Source organism: Alsobacter soli, assembly GCF_003004785.1.
In the GTDB taxonomy this organism is placed as follows: Bacteria; Pseudomonadota; Alphaproteobacteria; order Rhizobiales; family Beijerinckiaceae; genus Alsobacter; species Alsobacter soli.
On record NZ_PVZS01000075.1, the window covers coordinates 1 to 725 of the forward strand.

At 66.8% G+C, this 725-nt stretch carries 1 protein-coding gene; it reads left to right on the plus strand.

What is annotated here, in order from left to right; translation table 11 throughout:
* The coding region (locus SLNSH_RS24315) for a multicopper oxidase family protein (RefSeq protein WP_158266888.1) at positions 1-725 on the plus strand (725 nt) is incomplete at both ends.

The following is a 725-nucleotide window of genomic DNA, read 5'->3' on the forward strand; positions in this document are numbered from 1 at the left end:
CTGTGGGGCTACAACGGCCAGTCGCCAGGCCCGACCATCGAGGCGGTGGAGGGCGACAAGGTCCGCATCTTCGTCACCAACCGGCTGCCGGAGAACACGGCCGTGCACTGGCACGGGCAGCTCGTGCCCAACGGCATGGACGGGGTCGGAGGGCTGACCCAGCCCCACATCCCGCCGGGCAAGACCTTCGTCTACGAGTTCATCCTGCAGAAGTCCGGCACCTTCATGTACCACCCGCACTCGGACGAGATGGTCCAGATGGCGATGGGCATGATGGGCTTCTTCGTCGTCCATCCGCGCGACCCCGCCTTCCGCCGGGTCGACCGAGACTTCGTGTTCCTCCTGAACGCCTTCGACATCGAGGCCGGCAGCTACGTGCCGAAGGTGAACACCATGACCGACTTCAACCTGTGGTGCTGGAACTCGCGGGTGTTCCCTGGCATCGACCCGCTGGTGGTGCGTCAGGGCGACCGGGTGCGGGTGCGCTTCGGCAACCTCACCATGACCAACCACCCGATCCACATGCACGGGTACGACTTCAAGGTCAGCTGCACGGACGGGGGCTGGGTGCCCGAGGCGGCGGCCTGGCCGGAGGTGTCGGTCGACTGCGCGGTCGGCCAGATGCGGGCCTTCGACTTCGTTGCCGACCGGCCGGGCGACTGGGCCATCCACTGCCACAAGTCGCACCACACCATGAACGCCATGGGCCACAGCGTGCGCACCTA